The organism is Stutzerimonas zhaodongensis, assembly GCF_003696365.1.
GTDB classification, from domain to species: domain Bacteria; phylum Pseudomonadota; class Gammaproteobacteria; order Pseudomonadales; family Pseudomonadaceae; genus Stutzerimonas; species Stutzerimonas zhaodongensis.
In genome coordinates this window covers 609664-627333 of the sequence record NZ_RFFM01000002.1, presented here as the reverse complement: position 1 = coordinate 627333, position 17670 = coordinate 609664, and the positions used below count along the sequence as shown (strand labels likewise).

18 protein-coding genes are annotated in these 17670 nt (G+C 58.5%); 10 read left to right on the top strand and 8 right to left on the bottom strand.

Annotated features, from left to right (window positions below; translation table 11 throughout):
* The first annotated feature begins 97 nt into the window (after positions 1-97).
* From EA797_RS11305 to recX, 4 genes are all read left to right on the top strand, one after another.
* On the top strand, positions 98-532 hold the full coding sequence (locus EA797_RS11305) for a potassium channel family protein (RefSeq protein WP_208644451.1): 435 nt from the start codon (positions 98-100) through the stop codon (positions 530-532).
* Positions 533-622: 90 nt separating this feature from the next.
* Positions 623-1123 carry a CinA family protein gene (locus EA797_RS11300; protein ID WP_122165290.1) on the top strand — a complete coding sequence of 167 codons (501 nt, stop codon included), beginning with the start codon at positions 623-625 and terminating at the stop codon, positions 1121-1123.
* An 84-nt stretch (positions 1124-1207) separates the two neighbouring features.
* On the top strand, positions 1208-2251 hold the full coding sequence (gene recA, locus EA797_RS11295) for a recombinase RecA (protein ID WP_122165289.1): 1044 nt from the start codon (positions 1208-1210) through the stop codon (positions 2249-2251).
* 5 nt (positions 2252-2256) lie between these two features.
* Positions 2257-2718, top strand: coding sequence for a recombination regulator RecX (gene recX / locus EA797_RS11290; protein ID WP_122165288.1), 462 nt, complete (start codon positions 2257-2259; stop codon positions 2716-2718).
* Positions 2719-2793: 75 nt separating this feature from the next.
* On the opposite strand, the gene EA797_RS11285 is transcribed toward recX, so the two are convergent.
* Positions 2794-3867 (bottom strand): LOG family protein, encoded by a 1074-nt coding sequence (locus EA797_RS11285; protein ID WP_122165287.1) that lies wholly within the window; start codon positions 3865-3867, stop codon positions 2794-2796.
* A 229-nt stretch (positions 3868-4096) separates the two neighbouring features.
* A complete protein-coding gene (locus tag EA797_RS11280; RefSeq protein ID WP_122165286.1) occupies positions 4097-5506 on the bottom strand; it encodes an MBL fold metallo-hydrolase RNA specificity domain-containing protein in 1410 nt (469 codons plus the stop codon).
* Between the two features lie 128 nt (positions 5507-5634).
* Here EA797_RS11280 and EA797_RS11275 point away from each other — a divergent pair, with 128 nt between their 5' ends.
* On the top strand, positions 5635-8040 hold the full coding sequence (locus EA797_RS11275) for a phosphoketolase family protein (RefSeq protein ID WP_122165285.1): 2406 nt from the start codon (positions 5635-5637) through the stop codon (positions 8038-8040).
* A gap of 46 nt (positions 8041-8086) precedes the next feature.
* Here EA797_RS11275 and EA797_RS11270 read toward each other — a convergent pair whose 3' ends face one another.
* Positions 8087-8479 (bottom strand): PA3611 family quorum-sensing-regulated virulence factor, encoded by a 393-nt coding sequence (locus tag EA797_RS11270; protein WP_122165284.1) that lies wholly within the window; start codon positions 8477-8479, stop codon positions 8087-8089.
* A gap of 116 nt (positions 8480-8595) precedes the next feature.
* On the opposite strand from EA797_RS11270, the gene EA797_RS11265 reads away from it, so the two are divergent.
* A complete protein-coding gene (locus EA797_RS11265; RefSeq protein ID WP_122165283.1) occupies positions 8596-9312 on the top strand; it encodes a tRNA-uridine aminocarboxypropyltransferase in 717 nt (238 codons plus the stop codon).
* 6 nt (positions 9313-9318) lie between these two features.
* Here EA797_RS11265 and EA797_RS11260 read toward each other — a convergent pair whose 3' ends face one another.
* A complete protein-coding gene (locus EA797_RS11260; RefSeq protein ID WP_122165282.1) occupies positions 9319-10242 on the bottom strand; it encodes a DMT family transporter in 924 nt (307 codons plus the stop codon).
* 234 nt (positions 10243-10476) lie between these two features.
* Between EA797_RS11260 and erdR the strand changes: the two genes are divergently transcribed.
* Positions 10477-11127, top strand: coding sequence for a response regulator transcription factor ErdR (gene erdR / locus EA797_RS11255; RefSeq protein WP_122165281.1), 651 nt, complete (start codon positions 10477-10479; stop codon positions 11125-11127).
* Between the two features lie 37 nt (positions 11128-11164).
* On the opposite strand, the gene EA797_RS11250 is transcribed toward erdR, so the two are convergent.
* Entirely contained in the window at positions 11165-12091 is a 927-nt protein-coding gene (locus tag EA797_RS11250; RefSeq protein ID WP_122165280.1) for a LysR family transcriptional regulator, read from the bottom strand.
* Positions 12092-12204: 113 nt separating this feature from the next.
* Here EA797_RS11250 and fpr point away from each other — a divergent pair, with 113 nt between their 5' ends.
* Positions 12205-12981, top strand: a complete 777-nt coding sequence (gene fpr / locus EA797_RS11245) for a ferredoxin-NADP reductase (RefSeq protein ID WP_122165279.1) — start codon at positions 12205-12207, stop codon at positions 12979-12981.
* A 65-nt stretch (positions 12982-13046) separates the two neighbouring features.
* On the opposite strand, the gene EA797_RS11240 is transcribed toward fpr, so the two are convergent.
* A complete protein-coding gene (locus EA797_RS11240) occupies positions 13047-13532 on the bottom strand; it encodes a YchJ family protein (protein ID WP_122165278.1) in 486 nt (161 codons plus the stop codon).
* A gap of 3 nt (positions 13533-13535) precedes the next feature.
* Positions 13536-14033 carry a DUF6231 family protein gene (locus tag EA797_RS11235; protein WP_122166263.1) on the bottom strand — a complete coding sequence of 166 codons (498 nt, stop codon included), beginning with the start codon at positions 14031-14033 and terminating at the stop codon, positions 13536-13538.
* A gap of 172 nt (positions 14034-14205) precedes the next feature.
* Between EA797_RS11235 and EA797_RS11230 the strand changes: the two genes are divergently transcribed.
* A complete protein-coding gene (locus EA797_RS11230; RefSeq protein ID WP_483027317.1) occupies positions 14206-14850 on the top strand; it encodes an OmpA family protein in 645 nt (214 codons plus the stop codon).
* 61 nt (positions 14851-14911) lie between these two features.
* Here the strand turns inward: EA797_RS11230 and EA797_RS11225 are convergent, their stop codons facing one another.
* On the bottom strand, positions 14912-15376 hold the full coding sequence (locus EA797_RS11225) for a CopD family protein (RefSeq protein ID WP_122165276.1): 465 nt from the start codon (positions 15374-15376) through the stop codon (positions 14912-14914).
* Positions 15377-15461: 85 nt separating this feature from the next.
* Between EA797_RS11225 and dinG the strand changes: the two genes are divergently transcribed.
* A complete protein-coding gene (dinG, locus tag EA797_RS11220) occupies positions 15462-17606 on the top strand; it encodes an ATP-dependent DNA helicase DinG (protein WP_122165275.1) in 2145 nt (714 codons plus the stop codon).
* Positions 17607-17670 lie beyond the last annotated feature (64 nt).

The following is a 17670-nucleotide window of genomic DNA, read 5'->3' as shown; positions in this document are numbered from 1 at the left end:
GCGCGGCTCACCGAGTATCCTTGCATCAGCCCAATCAGCCACCGTGTGAGCATCTTTTATGACAGAGCTGACCCAAGCACTGGATGCGGCGCCCAGCCTGCTCATCGTGGGCCTGGTGAATGTGCTGATCGTCGCAACGGTCGTCGGTGTTCACTACGAGTTTCTGCTGCGCCTGTCGATCCGCAGAAACAAGCCGCGCTTCAATCATAGAGTGGCGATCGTGTTTGGCGTCTGTGGCGCGCTCATGGCGCATGCGGTGGAGGTCTGGATCTTCGCCTTCGCCTATTTCTTCATGAGCCAGCTGCCTGGCTGGGGCGAACTCTCCGGCAATGTCGATGGTGGGCTGATGGATTGTGTCTATTTTTCCTTCACTACCTTTACCACCCTTGGTTTCGGCGATATTCATCCGGTCGGCCCGATCAGGTTTCTGACTGGTATCGAGGCCCTGACCGGACTTGTGCTGATTACCTGGACCGCCTCGTTTCTGTTTCTGGAAATGCAGCGGCACTGGGACAGTGGGGAGCCGCGCTAGATCAATCCAGAATTGGTCACGCGCTCGATCGAGCAAGCTGGAGATTGCCTGCTATGGTTGGCGTCTGACCTGCCGTACTGGAGTTGCTACATGTCGTCCATCACCGATCTCGCAGCGCGCCTAGGTGCCGCATTGCGTTCGCAGTCTGCGCAAGTGACCACAGCCGAGTCCTGTACCGGCGGCGGGATAGCCGAGGCAATCACGCGGATTGCTGGCAGCTCCGCCTGGTTCGAAGCCGGCTTCGTCACCTATTCCAACTCACAGAAAACCCGCCAACTGCAAGTGCCAGAGCATCTTTTCGTCGATGTGGGCGCGGTAAGTCGCGAAGTGGTCGAAGCGATGGCGCGCGGCGCGCAACAGGCCAGTGCCGCTCGTTATGCCGTGGCTGTCAGCGGCGTGGCTGGGCCAGGAGGTGGGTCGCCAGAGAAGCCGGTTGGAACGGTGTGGCTGGCCTGGGCCTGTGGTGATCAGAAGTTTGCCCGGTGTTTCCATTTCGGCGGAGACCGACAGGCGGTTCGTGAACAGAGCGTAGAAGCGGCGCTTGTCGGATTGATCAAGCTGGTGTCCGGAGAAAATCCAATTGAGGGCTAGGCGGTCGTTTTTGCCTATGCTCTAATACTGTCTACTTATACAGTTGTCGTGGCCTCTGGCCCTCTTGATCAAGTGAGGATTGTAATGGACGAGAACAAGAAGCGCGCCTTGGCTGCTGCCTTGGGCCAGATCGAAAAGCAGTTCGGTAAAGGCGCGGTCATGCGTATGGGCGATCATGATCGCCAGGCTATTCCCTCCATTTCCACTGGCTCGCTGGGCCTGGACATTGCGCTCGGCATCGGTGGCTTGCCTAAGGGACGAATCGTTGAAATCTACGGCCCGGAGTCCTCGGGTAAGACTACGTTGACCCTGTCGGTGATTGCGGAAGCACAGAAGATGGGCGCCACCTGCGCCTTCGTCGACGCCGAGCACGCGCTTGATCCCGATTACGCTGGCAAGCTCGGCGTCAATGTCGACGACCTGCTGGTTTCCCAGCCGGATACCGGCGAGCAAGCGTTGGAAATCACCGACATGCTGGTGCGCTCCAACGCGGTCGACGTAATCATCGTCGACTCCGTTGCTGCGCTGGTGCCAAAAGCGGAGATCGAAGGCGAGATGGGCGATACCCACGTCGGCCTGCAGGCACGCCTGATGTCTCAAGCGCTGCGCAAGATCACCGGTAATATCAAGAACGCCAACTGCCTGGTCATCTTCATTAACCAGATCCGCATGAAGATCGGTGTGATGTTCGGTAGCCCGGAAACCACAACCGGTGGTAACGCACTGAAGTTCTACGCCTCGGTCCGTCTCGACATTCGCCGCACTGGCGCAGTGAAAGAAGGCGACGAAGTGGTTGGCAGCGAAACCCGGGTCAAGGTCGTCAAGAACAAAGTGGCGCCGCCGTTCCGCCAAGCCGAGTTCCAGATCCTCTACGGCAAGGGTATCTACCGCAATGGTGAGGTCATCGACCTCGGCGTGCAGCAAGGTCTGGTCGAGAAGTCTGGTGCCTGGTACGCCTACAAGGGCAACAAGATCGGCCAAGGCAAGGCCAATGCAGCCAAGTTCCTGGAAGAGAACGTCGAGATCGGTCGCGAGATCGAACAGCAGATCCGTGACAAGCTGTTGGTGGTTGCGCCGAATACCAAGGCCAACCCGGTAACCGAAGACCTGGCCGAAGCTGATCTCTGATCGTTATGCCTGTAGTGCTCGATAGCCCCGCCGCCGTGCGGCGGGCAGCTATGGATCTGCTGGCCCGACGTGAGCATGGCCGCGTCGAGCTGAGCCGCAAATTGAGATTGCGCGGTGCTCCTTCGGAGCTTATCGATCCGGCACTGGATCGTTTGGCCGATGAGGGGCTGTTGAGCGAAGCGCGTTACCTCGAAAGCTTTGTACGCATGCGTGCCAACGCGGGTTACGGCCCCTTGCGCATTCGTGAAGAACTGGCTCAACGGGGCTTGGCTCGTGAAGCAATCGAGCAAACGCTGCGTGATAGCGGCTTTGACTGGAATGCCCAGCTTTACGAAGTATGGCTACGTAAGTTCGGAGAGTTGCCCGGCGATCAGCGTGAAAGGGCCAGGCAAGGCCGTTTTCTGAGTTATCGAGGCTATCCCCTAGATATGATTGGCCGTTTGCTTCGCGGTGGCTCGTTCGATTGATTTGACGATGTGCCTTAAAAGCCAGGTGTAGAACCTCTCGCAGCAGCCTCACCTCCTGGCTTTCAATAGCGTTGCTTAACTCCGCCAGTTTTCTATCGCGTTGATGAAATCGGTCAGTTCGCGAAGACGCCCATGATCCCGACCATTGAATACGAAGCTAAGCCTCGGTAACGGCTGGAGCTCGGGCTCGTCGAGCTCCATCTCGCAGCAGGGTTGCTGCTCGAAGCCATCTCTCAGACACAAATCGGCGAATGCCTCATTCATATGCGCGAGTGCCTGCTCGGTCAGCACGTGATTCATGCGCATGACGAAACGATCCTTTAGCCAGCGGCTGGAGTGAAAGTTGCGATAGAAATGGTCGATCTCCGCCGCAGCGTCTTCAGCATTGTTCACCAAGCGCATTAGACGCATGTCTGTCGGCAGGATGTAGCGATTGCCCTCCAGTTGATGGCGCATAAAGCTCAACGCGTCCTTCCAGAATGTGCCGCCCGGCTCATCCAGCAAGACGATTGGCACCAGAGGGCTCTTGCCTGTCTGGATCAGCGTAAGGACTTCCAGCGTCTCGTCCAGTGTGCCAAACCCGCCGGGACAGAGAACCAGGGCGTCTGCCTCTTTTATGAAGAACAGCTTGCGAACAAAGAAGAAGTGGAAGGACAGAAGGTGATCAGTGCTATCCACGGTGGGGTTGGCATGCTGTTCGAAGGGCAAAGTGATATTCAGCCCAAGGCTGTTATCCGTCCCGGCACCCTCGTGTGCGGCTGCCATGATGCCGCCGCCAGCGCCCGTTATGACCATCAGCTCGTAACGTGCCAGGGTTTCTCCAAGCTCACGCGCCAAGGCATATAGCGGATGTTCGACAGGGGTGCGGGCCGAACCAAAGACCGTAACCTTACGCCGACGCTTGAACTGATCGAGGCGGCTAAAAGCATGCTCCATTTCGCGCATGGTCTGGAGCAGGATCTTGGCGTCCCAGCGGCTTCGGTCGGCTTGTGCCATACGCATGACGGTCACCAGCATTTCCCGGTACAACGGAAGATTCTGGCTGCCGGGCGGAACGGCCAATGCAGCGAGTTCGTCGATCTTTTTCGTCAGCTCAGGCCCACTGGTCTTGAAGTGTCGCGACAGATAGTCGTCTGGTTCGAATGGCATACAGCGTCTCCCATTTAGTGGCACTTGAGGTGTTGCTCAGTGCCGCCAGGCGATGTATTTCGGTGAAGTGCGCATGGCTGAGCGTAACGGGACAGCCTGCATTTACGCACTTCGTTTCTGTATCGATTCCCCCCAAGACTAACAGCCGGGCGCTACATTCATCTCAAGACATGCAGCAGCAGATGGATACCTATTATGGTTTGGCAGCTGCAGCCAGGGCAGAGCGACGTCAGAGCGCGATGCGGTCGCCAGGTTCTGGAATGTTTGCCTTCCAGCCCAGGCGGTTACTGAGCGCCTGCTGCAGTGTTTGCATCTTTTCCCGTTCGCCGTGGACGAGGTAGAGCTCCGGTCTGCTTTGAAAATTACTTGCCCATTCGATCAGTTGTGACTGCCCTGCATGTGCCGAAAATCCGCCAAGGGTATGTACCCTGGCATTCACCGCGATGCGCTGATGCAGCAGCTTCACGGTCTTCGCACCGTCGACGATAGCGCGCCCGAGTGTGCCACGCGCCTGGAAGCCTGGAATTACCAGATGACACTCGTTTCGCCAGAGATTGTGTTTGAAGTGGTGGAGTATTCGCCCGCCGCTGCACATGCCGCTGCCGGCAATCACTATCGCACCGCTCTTGAAACGGTTGATCGCCATCGATTCTTCGGGTGTCGGGGTCGCTCGAAGTATCGGTAGCCATTTCTCGATGTGGGTAAGGTGCCCCTCAATCTGCACCCCGGGCCAAGTGGCATCGACCGCCAGCTGTTCGCGGAACAGCGAGTAGATGTTGTTTGCGCCGATGGCCATCGGGCTGTCCAGAAAGACCCGCTGCTGAGGCACCCGTCCTTGTTGATAGAGCAGGCCCAGGTAGTAAATCAGGTCCTGCGTACGACCGACCGCGAAGGAAGGCATCAGGACGTTGCCGCCATCCTGATGCGCCTGCTGAAGAATGTCCGCGAGCTCTTCGATGGTCTCGTCATGATCGCGATGATCGCGATCACCGTAGGTCGACTCCATGAGCAGAACATCCGCTTCATGAAGCGGTGTCGGACGGTGCATGAGCGGGGAGTACGAATTGCCGAGATCTCCGGAGAATACGAGCCGGCGCTTCTCGTCAAAGTCCTCGACATCGGCCTGCACGATGGCCGAGCCAAGAATGTGTCCCGCGTCGAACAGTGTCACATTTATCCCTAGGGCCGCTTCGAAGGTTTCACCGTATTCATGCGGAACTCGCAGTTTCAGCATGCGCTCTGCATCAATACGCGTGTAAAGCGGTTGGATCGGGGGTTTGCCGAGGCGGGCCCGCCATTTGTTCTCCCATTCGGCATCCTTTTCCTGAATGCTCGCCGAGTCGAGCAGCATCAGTTCGACCAGCTTGCAGGTTGCATCGGTGGCGTGAATCGGACCGTTAAAGCCTGACGCCACCAGCCTCGGTAACAAGCCGCTATGGTCGATGTGCGCGTGAGACAGCACCACTGCATCCAAGGTTGTCGGGTCGAAGGCGAAGCCGGCCCGATTGCCTTCCTCTTCCTCGCGACGGCCTTGATGCATGCCGCAGTCGAGCAGCACGCGCGCGCCGTCATGGGTCTCGACGAGGTAGCTGGACCCGGTCACTTGTTGAACTGCGCCGAGAAAACTGAGCAAAGCCATAAGGCGTCTCCACGCTGGAAATTGAGGCGAGTGTGCAGATCTCTGTGAGGACGCGTCTTGATGCATATCAGAGAGGCGGGCGAGAACGCTGACTAGACTGTCGCAACCGCCACTTAACGGAGCGCCCTATGAATCAGTTACTCCCCAGCCTAGGCGAGTTGGACCGTCACGCTGAAGCACAGCCCGAATTCGCATGCTGGCGAGCCGGTTATGGTCCGTTCAAGCACGCGCTGGAGACCCAGGCAGCGGTGTTCCGTCTGGCCCATCAGCTGGTACAAGCCGGCCTACAGCCAGATGTCGCCAGCGTATATCGACTGTTGCAGGCCATCGACAGGATAGGCTCGGCTGGTCTCTGGCTCGTGGTGCACATGACCTATGCCCGGCGCATCAGGCTCGATGGTGCAGCCCTCACGGCGGAGGATTTCAAACCATCACCCGAAGGGCACACTGGCGGTTCGCTGAACATGGTCCCAGCCTATGCTGGTTATCTCGGGCTGAATGCCCTGACCGGCAGCACCCGCGCCTGGATGATGGGCCAGGGCCACTGCGTGGCGGCGATCGAAGCGTTGAATCTGCTGACTGACAATCTTCATCCTGAACAGGCTCAGGTCTATGGCAACGGCGAGGCCGGTATCAATCGTCTGTTGGAGGATTTTTACGGTTATGCCCAGGGCGCCGATGGCAGCCCGTCTGCTCCGCTCGGGAGTCATGTCAATGCCCATACCGGCGGCGGCATTGCGGAGGGAGGCTACCTCGGCTTCGCTGAGCTGCAATACGCCCACCTGCCGCTTGCTGGCGAGACGCTGGTGGCGTTCCTGTCTGATGGTGCGGCTGAAGAGCAACGCGGCAGCGACTGGATTCCACGGTGGTGGCGCGCCGAGGACTGCGGTGTGGCATTGCCGATCATGATCGCCAATGGTCGGCGCATCGAACAGCGCACTCAGCTCGGCACGCATGAGGGGCTCGAGGGATTCCGCCAGCATCTGAGTCGCTGCGGGTTCGATCCGCTCACCTTTGATGGGCGCGATCCTGCTGCATTCGTGTGCACCCTTTGGGAAATGGAGCAGCGTCTTGCTCGGCGTATGGAAGAAAAGTCCCGAGGACTGCTGCGTTACCCATTGCCGATCCCTTACGGTATTGCAGAGACTGAGAAAGGATTCGGCTTCTATGGAGCTGGAAGCAACGCGGCGCACAATCTGCCGCTGCCCGGCAACCCACACGTCGACGACCGCTCACGTGAGCTGTTCAACAGCCACGCGGCCCCGCTGTTCGTACCTTGGAAGGAGCTCGACGCGGCTCGGGACCTGTTGGCGCAATCGCGGCACGGGCGCACGGCGGAGCGTGACAATGCCTTGGCCCTGAGGCGCCCTGCTGCGCCTGTAATGCCACCCCTGAATTATAGAAACCAAGCCTGCTCGCCAATGCGCGCGGTGGACGATTTTTTCGTAGAACTGACCCGGGCCAACCCCTTGCTGCGCCCTCGAGTAGGCAACCCCGACGAGCTGGCGAGCAATCGTTTGGGGGGCGTGCTCAAAGCACTCAAGCACCGGGTTGTCGATCCCGAAAGCGAGTTCGAGGCCGTGGATGGCAAGATCATCACCGCGCTAAACGAAGAGGCCGTTGTTTCGGCATGCCTGGCCAATCAGGGCGGTCTGAATCTGGTCGCCAGCTATGAAGCCTTTTGCGTAAAGATGCTCGGCGCGGTGCGGCAGAGCCTGATCTTCTCGCGGCAACAAAAGGAAGTGGAGCGCCCGGCCGGCTGGCTCGGTTGGCCGATCATCGCCACTTCGCATACCTGGGAGAACGGCAAGAACCAGCAATCGCATCAAGACACCACGTTCTGCGAAGCGCTATTGGGTGAGATGAGCGACATGGTCAGGGTTCTTTTCCCGGCGGACCATAACAGCGCGCTCGCCTTGCTTCCCTCGATTTACCAGGCTCGCGGCGCACTGGCCTGTCTGGTGATGCCCAAACGCGAACGGCCAGCGGTCTTCAACCAGGAGCAAGCCGAGCAGCTCGCTCAGGACGGCGCCATCATCGTCGATGAGCAGTCCGGCAGTGACCCGATCCTGCTGATCGCCAATGGCAGTTACCAGCTCACCGAAATGCAGCGGGCGGCAGGGCGCCTGAGCGAGGCAGGTGTCGCTTACCGGTTAATTTACCTGCAGGAGCCGGGACGTTTCAGGGCGCCGCGGGATCGCTGGGAGATCGAAGCGCTCGCTGCCGATGGAACTGCCGAGCGGTTGTTCCCAGAGAAGATGGAAATGCGCGTGTTGTTGTCGCATATGCGACCTGAGGTGGCGCGCGGTCACCTTTGGCCACTTCTGCCTGACGTACGTCGTAATTCAGTACTTGGCTACCGGAACAGGGGAGGGACACTGGACGAAGCCGGTATGCAGTTCGCCAATCGTGCTTCATGGGCCAACGTACTGGCAGCCTGCGCTCGTCTTCTGGATGTGCCGCGAACCTCCCTGCTCAAGCCTGATGAGGCCGCAGCGGTTGCAGGCAAGGGAGATCCGAGAGTATTGCGCTAGCTAGGTGGTCGCGGGGTAGCAACTTGCTGCCCGCGACCGTCGTTGCTCAACAGTCGCCTGAGCGGTACCGCTCGGTCGTGATCGGGGTCTTGCTCTCGTATTCCTTGAACTCGAAGCGCAGGACCGCGCCTTGATTCATCAGCTGGCGCAGACCCTCATTACTGCAGACGCTGGCGCCCAATTGCGTGCGGACCTGTGATGGATTGTCGCGCATCTGTGCGGCATGGCGGGGTTGGACGCTCAGGTGATTGACCAGCTCATTGCCGTCAACGCTATAGCCTTCGTCCAGGAGGTCGGAATTGATCGCACGAGGCGTGCCTACACTGCTCTCACGGGCAACCTTGTCGAGAAGTGGGCCAAGTGCCTGATCCTGCGCTGATGCGGTATGGGCGAAGGGCAGGGCAAGGCAGAGCGTGAATAGGGTGGTCAGACGGTACATAAGTGATCTCCAGGTGACTGCCGTCGTTCGACCCGCGTGTTTCTTCACGGTTCAGCTTGCCCATGGTTTCGGATCGGGCTGGTAAACTGGCGCTCCGCTCAGACAGACCATTACCCATGCCGCATGCCGTTGCTCGTTTACGCGAGGCTCGCCTGGCTCAAAGCGTCAAACCCTTTATTGCCCGGGGCTCGCGCACGCCGCGCTGCGCCCGTTGTCGCGTAGCCATCAGCCATTGTCTGTGCAGCCTGCTTCCACGCGTTACGGCTAACAGCGCCGTGTGCCTGATCATGCATGATGTCGAGCCGCTCAAGCCAAGCAATACAGGATGGTTGATAGCCGATATCGTGCCCGACACCCATGCCTTCACCTGGAAGCGGACCGCCGTGGATCCGGCTCTGCTGGCGCTGTTGGACGACCCCCAGTACCAGCCGATGGTCGTCTTTCCCGGCGAGTACGCTGAACCTCAGCGGGTAATTTCCACGGTGGATGCGACGGCGGTTAAGCGACCGCTGTTCATCCTGCTAGATGCAACATGGACTGAAGCCAGGAAAATGTTTCGTAAAAGCCCATATCTGAACCAGCTTCCGGTGCTGAGCCTGCAGGCCGACGTGCTGTCCCGGTATCGGCTGCGTCGTTCGACGCGCAGTGAACATCTTTGTACGGCGGAGGTTGCCGCGCTTTGCCTGGGAATGGCAGGCGATAATCTGGCAGCCAGCGCACTGGACAGCTGGCTCGATGCATTCACAGATCACTACCTGGGTGCCAAGCACCACCGGATGCCGGACCTGGATGATGCTACCCATCGCGCGCTTAGCGCACTAGGGCAGCGCTGAGCGGTATCAATGCCTGGCTGTTGGCTGAATCTCATCAGCGGCCACGACGAGCAGCTGTTTGCGAGGCCAGAGTTGAGCAGCGAGCATGCCGATGAACATGAGTGTGCAACCGACGTAACCTTTCAGATCGAGGCTTTCATCGAGCAGCCAGGCGCCGGCGATCGCGGCAAAAACTGCTTCGAGCGAAAGGATGATGGCTGCATGGGAGGCGATGGCGTGCTTCTGTGCAACGACCTGCAACGTGTAGCCCACGCCGACAGCGAACATTCCTCCATAGATCAGTGCCGGTGCTGCCAGCAAGATGCTGTTAAAGCTGGATTGCTCGAAGATCACCGCCAGCCCTAGGCTAACCAGGGCGCAGGTGACGAACTGTATGAATGCCAGGCGAATCGCATCATGGCGGCCGACGAAAAAACCCACCAGCAACACGTGAACGCCCCATACGAAAGCGCCTGCCAGCTGTATCCAATCTCCCGAGGCGACCTCAAAGTTCTCATCGATACTGAGCAGCGCCATTCCAAACACGGCGAGCGTCGCACCCAACCACGTTCCCATGCCGGTCTTTTGTCCGATTGCCAGCCCAAGAAGCGGCACGACAATCACGTATAGGCCTGTGATGAAGCCGGAATTGGTGACGCTGGTGAACATCAGGCCGACCTGCTGAAGGTTGATGCCGATAGTCAGTGCCAGGCCCATGCAGAGCCCACCCAGCAGCAGTCCTCGCTGAAGGAACGGCTCATAACGAGCAGCACCTCGGCCCTGACGCAGCAACAAGGGCAATAGAACGATTGCACCCAGGGCAAAGCGTAGGCCGGTAAACGTGAAAGGCCCGAGATGGTCCATCCCGACCCGCTGCGCGACAAAACCGCTTCCCCATATCATTGCGGTAATCAGCATCAGGAAGTCGGCGCGAAGGGCTTGGTTGCGCATGTTCTGGCTCTTTCGAGAAATCGCGGACTCTGCATCAAAGCGCTGCGCTTGGCCACTGCGCTGCCGTTTCACTCGGTAGCTGCCTTATTAAATGCGGAGCGATGATCGAAATTCCGGTGGTGGCGCGATATCATCACCGCGGTCCACCTCCGAGCATATAGCCGTTCGTTGCCGTCCTGATGTCGGTATTTGGCTCGGTTTGGTGAAAGCGCCAATAAAAACTATAGGTCCGCCATGGCTGCTTACGAAATCCTTATCGCTGATGATCACCCTCTGTTTCGTAGTGCGCTTCAGCAAGCGCTAACGCTTGGACTGGGTGACGGAGTTCGGTTGTCCGAAGCGGCTAGCATCGCCGAACTCGAGGCCCAGCTGACCCGTACTACGGATTGGGATCTGGTACTGCTGGACCTCAACATGCCGGGTGCATACGGGTTCTCAGGTCTCGTGTTGCTGAGGGGCCAATACCCGCAGCTGCCGGTCGTGATGATATCGGCGCAGGAAGACGCAGCCGTCGTGGCCCGCTCGCGCGAGTTTGGTGCCAGCGGCTTCATTCCAAAATCTAGCTCCCTGGAAACCATCCAGGAAGCGGTGCGAATGGTGCTGGACGGGGATGTCTGGTGGCCTAGCTACATCGACGATGTCGCGCATGTCAGCCCTGAAGCCAAGGCGGCAAGCGAGGGGCTGGCGAGTCTTACGCCTCAACAGTTCCGAGTGCTGACCATGGTTTGCGATGGACTATTGAACAAGCAGATCGCCTATGAGCTCAGTGTCTCCGAGGCGACCATCAAGGCACATGTCACCGCTATCTTCCGCAAGCTGGGGGTTCGCACCCGCACTCAGGCCGCGCTTCTGCTGCAGCAAATGGGCTCAATTCCCAGCAGCTAGGCCTGTCGATCGGTAACATGGCGGTTCGTTGTGATCTTCACGCGATGGTCGGCAACACTATCTCGTCACTTCGCCGAATGCCTGCCGTTAGCGCTCGGCACTGCTCGACGAATTCGCGCATCGCAGCCGTCTGGTACTTCAACGAGTGCCAAATGAAATAGAACTGCCGAGCCAAATCCAGTTCGGGAGTCTCCAGGGCAACCAGGCTGCCACGGCGGAACGCATCGCGCAGAGCCAGCCGAGAGATACAGCCAATTCCCAAACCGGATTCCACCGCTCGCTTGATCGCTTCGGTATGTTCGAGTTCGAGCCGAATGTTCAGCTTGGCCGGATGATGGCGCATGGCATGTTCGAATGTCAGGCGCGTACCTGAACCTTGCTCGCGAAGAATCCAGGCTTCTCGCGAAAGCTGTTCCAGACTCACTTCCGTTTGGCCTGCCAGCGCGTGCTGAGGCGCGCAGAACACTACAAGTTCGTCCTCGACCCATGGCAGCACCTCAATATCAGCGTGCCGGCAGTCACCTTCGATAAGGCCGAGATCAAGCTCGTGCTGCGCCACCTGTTGAACGATGTGCGCGGTGTTCTGCACGTGCAGTTTCACTCGGCATTCGGGGTGATGCTGCATGAAGCTGCCGATGAGCAAGGTCGCAAGGTAATTTCCGATCGTCAGCGTTGCGCCCACTTTGAGCGATCCATACCCCGTCTTGCCGGCGAGAAGGTCCTCGATTGCCTTGGCTTGGTCCAAAAGGCTCACGGCCTGCGGAAGGAGCTGGTGACCAAGGGCGTTGAGCCATAACCGTTTGCCGGCACGATCGAAGAGCTGGCAACCCGATTGACGCTCAAGCTCAGCTAACGAAGTGCTGGTAGCCGACTGAGATAGCGCGAGGCTTTCAGCTGCGCGTGAGACGCTTTCATAACGTGCAAAGGCCACGAATACTTGTAGCTGGCGAAGCGTAAAGTGCATATCTATATAACCGATAACATATATCGTTAATATTCGTTTAACGGATATTAACCGTCCCGGTAAACTGATCGCAATTATTGACGCGCCATGCGTGCTGAAAGGGGAACACTTACATGAGCAACCTGAACGTTGAGCGGGTCCTCAGTGTGCATCACTGGAACGACACGCTGTTCAGTTTCAAGACCACTCGCAACCCGGGCCTGCGCTTTGAGAATGGCCAGTTCGTGATGATTGGCCTTGAAGTCGAAGGGCGTCCTCTGATGCGCGCCTACAGCATCGCGAGCCCTAATTACGAAGAACATCTTGAGTTCTTCAGCATCAAGGTCCCGGATGGTCCGCTGACCTCGCGCCTGCAGCACCTCAAGGAAGGTGACTCACTGATGGTCAGCCGTAAGCCGACAGGTACGCTCGTACTGGATGACCTGCTGCCAGCCAAGCACCTTTATCTGCTCAGCACCGGCACGGGGCTCGCGCCTTTCATGAGCGTGATCCAGGATCCCGAAACCTACGAGCGTTTCGAGAAGGTCGTACTGGTTCATGGTGTGCGATACGTAAATGAGGTTGCTTATCGCGAGTTCATTACCGAGCACTTGCCCCAGAACGAGTTCTTCGGCGAGGCGCTCAAGGAAAAGCTCATTTATTACCCAACGGTAACTCGCGAGCCTTTCGATAATCAGGGTCGCCTGACCGACCTCATGCGCAGCGGCAAGCTGTTCACAGATATCGGCCTGCCGCCGATCAATCCTGACGATGACCGCGCAATGATCTGCGGTAGCCCAAGCATGCTGGCCGAAACCAGCCATGTGCTGGACAGTTTTGGTCTCAAGCCTTCACCGCGTATGGGTGATCCAGGCCACTACCTGATCGAGCGGGCATTCGTAGAAAAATAGCGATTCGACTGCAGATAGATGAAGCCGGTGGAGGCAATGCCCTGCCGGCTTTTTATTGGGCGTGTCTATAAGTAGGGCGCACAGCACTTCTTGAATTTCTGCCCGCTGCCGCAGGGGCAGGGATCGTTGCGACCCGCTTTCAGCGAAACGATCGGATCGATGAAATACCATCTTCCGTTGTTCTGGACGAATGCCGAGCGCTCGTGCTGTGCATGCTCGCCCGTCTGGTCGTGCCAGCGCGCGGTGAAGCTGACGAGTGCATGCTCCGGCTTGCCACCAAGCAGCTGGGTTTCTTCGACCTCCAATCCCAACCAGACGCTGGACGTGCTCCAGTCTTTCATCGACTGTATATCCAGCGAAGTTTGTTGGACCGGCAGCGTAGTAGCTCGCAGGTAGTCGATCTCGCTCAATACGTAAGCGCTATAGCGCGACCGCATGAGTTGCTCGGCGCTGGGAGCCGGAAGCCCGGCATGGTAGCGACCGCAACATTCGTTGAGCGTATTGCCGCTGCCGCAAGGGCAGCTGGTGTCACCTGGCTCGCGGGTCGTCATCGATCACCACCAATATTTGCCGAACATCTGTGGGTTGGCCCAGAACTTCGCATTCAGCCAATCCGGAACCTGCTTGTAATCAAGCAGGTCGTAGGTGAAGAGGGTCAAGGTCTGTTGGTCACGCTCGAAGCGTCCGCTGACTTGCAAAGCCAGCGCATAAAAGTCGGTGGCATGCCAGTCACACGCGTTCAGATCAATCAAAACCGCGACGCGGCTGGCGTTCAGATTACGTATGCCACCTAACAATTGCAGGCCGTCATGCTTGGGCAGCCGTTCAAGACAGTCGGCTATGAGCGCCATGTCGTACCTGCGGCTGGCAAGTTCATCCGGCAATGGTGCGGTTGTTGCGCGATCGATCTGACAGTCTTCGTGGCTGTCGCCGAACGCCTGTACTGCAGGCAGGTCACTGCCGCCAACGTGCAACAACCGTGACGGGGCATGCAGTTCGAGCAATGCGGCGATTGCTTGTTGTGGCGATTGGGACGGGCTGGATGCAACCAAATCGGGATCCTCAAGACAGATTTTACTGGCCGCAGGAATGCGTTCCATATGACCTGTCGAAGCGTAAAGACTAGCGCGGCGGCGCGTGCCGTCCTAGTCTCGTTATAACTGGAGTGACTTATGCTGTCTGCATGGCGCTCTGGCCGATCCCAAAACTAGGAGGTTTTACCCAATGAGTAGCTTACGGACAGCAGTACCCGTGATTGTAATGACCACCTTCCTGGCTGGCTGCGCAGGGGTGCAGAAGCAGGATTGGCCCAGCTGTGCGGCCGTTGGCGGTGTGACTGGCGCAGCCCTGGGTGCGATTGAAAGCAGTACCTATGCCGGCTACGGTGCTTTGATCGGTGGTGGCATGGCAGCTGCGTACTGCTGGGCCAACGGCACCGAGCAGGAAACGGTAGCCATGGTTGAGCCGGTCGAGCCAGCGCCTGCTGCACAGCCTGCTGCCGAGCCTGAGCCGATGGCAGAGCCTGTTCGCGTAGAGCTAGACGTCAAGTTCGACTTCGACCGCGCTCAGGTCAGACAGGACAGCATGTCTGACATCCGAGACCTGGCGGATTTCATGAAGCAGTATGGCCAGACCTCGACCGTGGTCGAAGGACATACCGACTCCGTGGGTACTGACGCTTATAACCAGCGCCTGTCCGAGCGCCGTGCCAATGCCGTGCGTGACGTTCTGGTCAATCAGCATGGTCTGGATGGTAACCGCGTACGTGCAGTCGGATACGGTGAGTCTCGCCCGGTTGCGGATAATGCTACCGAGGAAGGTCGCGCTATCAACCGCCGTGTAGAAGCCGAGGTTGAAGCACGTCCATAAGCCGCGTGTTGCAAAAAAAGAAGCCGGGCATTTGCCCGGCTTTTTCATTACTTCGCCACAATCAGAACAATGGACGAGCACTAGCCAATGCAATCACCAGAAGACCAAGGAGCAGGTTGCTGCCTACCAGACCCCGAATCTTGCCTAGCGAGGCGCCGCCTTCCGGCCAGTTCTGTTCGGCAATCTTGCGTTTGAGCTCAGGCAGCAAGAGCAGTTGAATGCGCAGAAACAGCGCCAGCATCACCAGAAAAAGTCCTGCCATGATGTGCACATAACGGGGGGCTGCCGCCATGCCATCGAAGCGCATGTGCCACATGCCGATGCCGCTGATCGGCAAGATCAACAGCGTGACCCATACCCATCTGAAGAATTGACGGAACACCTCAGCCCATAGTTTCAACCGCTCCGGAGCCTGCAACTGGGAAACGGCGGCGGGGCGCAGCACCATCCACGCGAAAAACATGCCTCCGACCCAGATCACTGCGGCCAGGACGTGGAGGGAGTAGAGCAGGGCGAACGCAGTCATTGAAATCTCCGGTGGCGGTTGAGTAAACGCGCGTTATCATAGCCACCCATTCGAAGTACTGAAAATATATACAGCTCGCGCGCCCATGCTTAGCACTGAACTCAAGTCCCAGATCCAGGGCGCCTATTCTCAATTTCTCGAAGCCAAGGGGCTCAAGCCGCGCTATGGCCAGCGCCTGATGATCGCTGAGATCGCCAAGGTCCTCGGCGCGATAAAAGCCGACGATGAAGGGCGTAGAGATGGCGAGCCGGCTGTTGTTGCAGTGGAGGCGGGCACAGGTACCGGCAAAACGGTCGCCTACAGCTTGGCGGCCATACCTACCGCGAAGGCTGCGGGCAAACGCCTGGTGATAGCGACAGCCACCGTAGCATTGCAAGAGCAGATCGTTCACAAGGATCTGCCCGACCTGATGCGTAACAGCGGGCTGAATTTTTCCTTCGCGCTGGCCAAGGGCCGCGGTCGCTATCTTTGTCTGTCCAAGCTCGATGTCTTGTTGCAGGAAGGGCAGGCGCAGAGCGCAACGGCTCAACTGTTCGAGGAGGAAGGCTTCCGTATCGATGTGGACGAGCGCAGCCAGAAGCTTTTCGGAAACATGATCGAAAAGCTCGCGGGTAATCGCTGGGATGGTGATCGAGATAGTTGGCCCGAAGAGCTTGCCGATCCGGACTGGGCCCAGCTGACTACCGACCACAGTCAATGCACCGGACGGCATTGCCCCAACTTCCAGCAGTGTGCTTTCTACAAGGCCCGCGAAGGTATGACAAAGGTCGATGTCATCGTCACCAACCATGACATGGTGCTGGCGGATCTCGCGCTAGGCGGCGGTGCGGTGCTGCCGGACCCTCGTGACACCTTGTATGTCTTCGATGAAGGTCATCATCTGCCAGACAAGGCCATCGGCCATTTCGCTCACTTCACTCGTCTACGCTCGACGGCTGACTGGCTTGCTCAGATCGAAAAGAACCTGACCAAGTTGCTTGCCCAGCATCCGCTGCCTGGCGACCTTGGACGGCTTATCGAGGCCGTTCCAGAGATTGCTCGAGATCTGCGCAGCCAGCAGCAATTCATGTTCAGCGCTTGCGAACAGTTGGCGGATTTCAGGGCCGGAGAAGATATGGAGGGCCGCGAGCGGCCACGCCATCGATTTGTGGGCGGTGTGGTGCCTGAGCACCTGATAGAGCTGGGCATCGAGCTGAAAAAAGGCTTCGCCAAGCTCAATGACCTTTTTACGCGCCTGACCGAGCTGCTCAAGCAGGCCATGGATGGCGAAGTGGCTGTCGGAATCGCCAGCCATCAGGCCGAAGAATGGTACCCCTTGTTTGGAAGCCTGCTGACACGGGCTCAGGGCAATTGGGAGCTATGGACGGCATTTACCGTCGATGACCCTGAAGACAGCCCTCCCATGGCACGTTGGCTGACACTGGCCGAAGGCGGTGCGCTGTTTGATATAGAGGTCAACGCCAGCCCGATCCTTGCAGCTGAGACATTACGGCGTAATCTCTGGAACATCTGCTATGGCGCGCTGGTGACATCCGCTACGCTTACCGCGCTCAACAGTTTCGACCGTTATCGCATGCGGGCCGGGCTGCCGCGCTGTGCCGTCACCGCTGTGGTGCCAAGTCCCTTCCATCATGCCGATGCCGGCGTCCTGCGAGTACCCAACCTCAACGCCGACCCGCGCGATGCTGCGGCGCACACGGCAGCGATCGTGCGCGATTTGCCCGGTTTGGTAGAGGAGTCGCGCGGCACGCTTGTACTGTTTTCTTCCCGCAAACAGATGCAGGGCGTGTTTGACGGGCTCGAACGCGATTGGCGGCGACGGGTGCTGATCCAGGGCAATCTCTCCAAGCAGGAAACGCTCAACAAGCACAAGGCCCGCGTAGACGACGGCGAAAAGAGTGTGTTGTTCGGGCTTGCCAGTTTTGCCGAAGGAGTCGACCTGCCAGGTGCCTATTGCGAGCATGTGGTGATTGCCAAGATTCCTTTCGCGGTGCCCGATGATCCTGTCGAGGCAGCATTAGCCGAGTGGATCGAGGCCCGTGGCGGGAATCCCTTCATGGAAATCGCCGTTCCCGATGCTTCGCTAAGATTGGTCCAGGCGTGCGGGAGGCTGCTTCGTACTGAGGAAGATCGCGGCACCATCACTTTGCTCGACCGACGGGTGGTTACCCAGCGTTACGGCAAAGCCATCCTCAATGCGCTACCACCGTTCCGGCGTGAAATCGGCTGAGCGCATTCGCCGCGCGACCCGCCATGTGAGGCTATTCGGGCAATTGATGCTCCGGCAATCGACG